This window comes from Ekhidna sp. (genome assembly GCF_040220215.1).
In the GTDB taxonomy this organism is placed as follows: domain Bacteria; phylum Bacteroidota; class Bacteroidia; order Cytophagales; family Cyclobacteriaceae; genus Ekhidna.
This window is the reverse complement of the sequence record NZ_JAVJTR010000003.1, coordinates 1-3,189: the sequence shown is the minus strand read 5'-3', so window position 1 is coordinate 3,189 and position 3,189 is coordinate 1. Positions and strand designations below refer to the sequence as shown.

Below are 3,189 nucleotides of genomic sequence, written 5' to 3'. Positions count from 1 at the left end.
TGGTACTGATGGTATCGGTATTTACCGGTTGCGGAAGCAAGTCTGCTGATAACACGGAAGAAGCTTCTCATGAACATAAAGAAGGTGAAGAAGGACATGAGGACGAAGGACACGAAGAAGAAGGAATGGCCGAGCTTCACCTTTCGGACCTCAAATTTAAAAGTCTGGGGATAAAGATTGATGCGCTACCCACTCGCGCACTATCGGACGTAGTAGAGGCCAACGGTCAGCTAGAAGTACCTCCACAGCATGAGGCTACCGTTACCGCTATTCTGGGGGCCAATGTGACTTCCATCAAAGTGATAGAGGGAGACAAGGTAAGAAAAGGTCAGATATTGGCCTACCTGGCTCACCCCAATCTGAGCAGTATTCAATCCAACTATGTAAGGGCATATAGCCAGTTACAATACCTGGAGAAAGAACACGCACGTCAAAAAAAGCTCTATGAAGAAAATGTGGGCTCGGGAAAGACCTATCAGCAAACCTTAGCTGACTATCAAACCACAAAAGGTGAAGCAAAAGGCTATGAAGCCCAGCTCAAACAACTCAGTTTGAATGTAGAGAAGATACGGCAGGGAGAAATATATGAGCAAGTGCCTGTGGTTAGCCCTATAAGTGGCTACATAGAAAAAGTAGAAGTTCAGTTAGGGCAGTTCGTAGATCCTCAGACCGTAATGTTTAGGGTTGTTAATACCGACCACATCCATGCCGACCTGATGGTGTTTGAAAAGGATGTTTATAAAGTAAAGAAAGGACAAAAAATAACCTTCACCGTGGAGTCGGTTCCCGGAGCTACTTTGACGGCCGATATTTATTCTGTTGGCAAACAATTCGAGCAAAACCCGAAAGCAGTGCATGTACACGCTGAAATTGATCAAAAAGAAGATTTTCTGATTCCCGGGATGTACATCAATGGAAGAATCCATACCAACAGCCGGGAAGTTATGGCCTTACCGGAAGATGCCATCATAGAAGAAGAAGGCAAGCCTTATATTTTTATTGCGGAATCTCATCAGGAAGACGGAGAAACCGAATGGGCATTTAAACCAGTGGAAATTCGAACAGGCATTATCGATGAAGGATGGGTAGAGATCAAGCTGCTGGAGGCGTTACCCGAGGGTACTAAAGTAGCCTGGAACAACGCCTATTATCTTATAGGAGAGATGAAAAAAGGTGATACAGAGCACGGCCATTAAGTGCCAAGTGGGTGAGGAATAGTTGGTGATTAAAGGTTGGCAAAGGGCAGTTGGCAAGTAGGCAAACACTGAAAGTGAGCTTGCAACACAATTACCAACTGCCTTTTTGCCCCTTGCCAACTTTATTAATTGATTAAAAATTATAACGACTAAAAAGATGAAAGAAATAAAAGCATTTATAAAGCCAAAAAGAGTACAGGTAGTGGTAAAGTCTCTGCGGGATGCAGGGTTTGAAAGTGTCACACTATCCAAAGGAGAAGGTACGGGAGCTTATAAGGATCCTGATGCATCTCCTTCCCTGAATTTTCATTTTACCGATAGCCCGATAGTAAAACTGGAGCTTGTTTGCCAAAATGAAGAAATGGATAAAGCAGTGCAATTGATATGCGGAAAGGCTCAAACGCCTGATCCGGGCGATGGAATCATTTACGTTTCTGAAATAGATGATGCCTACAGAATAAAGACCGGAAAGTCTATCAAAAGATTTGATATGAAGTGAAAAATGTCATGGAGTTTCCAATTGAAAAAATGAGGCAATTAGCCAGGACAAGGGGTGGGCTTTGTTTATCAGACTTATATATCAACAGCAAGTCCAAATTGTGGTGGCAATGTGCAAAAGGCCACCGGTGGCAGGCCACCCCTTTTAGTGTGAAGATACGGAAAAGCTGGTGCCCTGAATGTGCTAACAACGTTCCGCATGGAATAGAGAAGATGCAATTCCTGGCTCATGCAAAGGAAGGTAAGTGTCTTTCTAACGAATACATAAACTCCAAAATACCCTTGAGGTGGCAATGTAAAAACGGTCATCGTTTCCGGGCTACCGCTGATAGTGTGATTCAGGGGAGTTGGTGCAGGAAATGTAGGGATAATTTGAAAAATTAAAATTGATATTATTATGAAAGCTATAAAAGTTTTAATTCCCATGATTACGGCATTTATGCTGTTGCAGGGATGTGCCATTGTAAGGCCCGGAGAGGTGGGTGTAGATGTGCATTTTGGAAAGGTGAAACCAGCGGTAATGAAGCCGGGCCCTCATCATTTTATGGGGTTTATTGGGAGGAAAATAGAACGTTTTGACACGCGGATTGTCAATTACTCCCGGGAACTCAATTTCCATACAAAAGAAGGGATTGAGGTAAGCTCTGAAATAACCATATTATACCATATTGTTCCTGATTCGGTCATTCGCATTTATCAGGATTTTGGTGGCGGTTATCAGGAAACGGTCATTGAGGATAATTTAATCACAATCCTTCGGCAAACGGGACTTGATTATAAAGCCACTCAGTTGATTACCGAACGAAATAACATCGAAAATACTATTAAAGAAAAAATGAATGGGGTGATCGGTGAATATGGTTTTGCCATGGACCTGGTAATGCTTAAAGAAGTCGATTTACCACAGGCAGTGGTGGAGACCATCGAAGCTCAGCTCAATGCAGACGAGATAGCCAAGAAGACAAAAATCGAGAATGAGATAAAAAGGAACCAGTTGGATTTTGAGCTGGAGAAACAAAAGAAAGAAAAGGAGATGGCCATCATTACAGAGCGTTTGCAAATCAATTTCAACATTGAGAAGCAGAAGAAAGAGGCGGAAAGGCTATTGATTGAGGCAGAGGCTATCAAAAAGCAGCAGGCCATCATCAACGCCACCCTGAATGACCGGCTCATCAAATACAAGAGCCTGGAAATCACCAGGGAGCTGGTCGGCTCTAAGAACACTAAAGTAATTGTAACCGATGGTAAATCACCGGTAATTGTAAACGACAATTAAATATATGTTTAACCTTAAAATCTACAGCTATGATGCACGATTGGTATTTCGGAGGAATGCATTGGATCTGGTGGATCTTGTGGCTTATCCTCCTATGCTGGATATTCTTAATCCCTTACCCTACGCCCGGACAAAACAGACGGAAGGATAAGGCCATGGAAGTCCTGAGAGAGCGATATGCCCGGGGCGAGATATCCGATGAGGAATTTGAACAAAAGA

Annotated in this window: 5 protein-coding genes; all 5 read left to right on the top strand. The window is 43.0% G+C overall.

The window, feature by feature from the left end; genetic code table 11:
- Nucleotides 1–1,196 (top strand): efflux RND transporter periplasmic adaptor subunit (locus RIC88_RS00465; protein WP_350215425.1); only part of this gene is annotated, 1,196 nt, incomplete at its 5' end.
- A 157-nt stretch (nucleotides 1,197–1,353) separates the two neighbouring features.
- A complete protein-coding gene (locus RIC88_RS00460; protein WP_219956396.1) occupies nucleotides 1,354–1,695 on the top strand; it encodes a P-II family nitrogen regulator in 342 nt (113 codons plus the stop codon).
- An 8-nt stretch (nucleotides 1,696–1,703) separates the two neighbouring features.
- Complete coding sequence (locus RIC88_RS00455; protein ID WP_350206442.1) at nucleotides 1,704–2,078, top strand: zinc-ribbon domain-containing protein; 375 nt, start codon at nucleotides 1,704–1,706, stop codon at nucleotides 2,076–2,078.
- A 13-nt stretch (nucleotides 2,079–2,091) separates the two neighbouring features.
- Complete coding sequence (locus RIC88_RS00450; RefSeq protein WP_350215423.1) at nucleotides 2,092–2,970, top strand: SPFH domain-containing protein; 879 nt, start codon at nucleotides 2,092–2,094, stop codon at nucleotides 2,968–2,970.
- 29 nt (nucleotides 2,971–2,999) lie between these two features.
- A partial coding sequence (locus tag RIC88_RS00445; protein ID WP_350215421.1) for an SHOCT domain-containing protein occupies nucleotides 3,000–3,189 on the top strand: 190 nt, incomplete at its 3' end.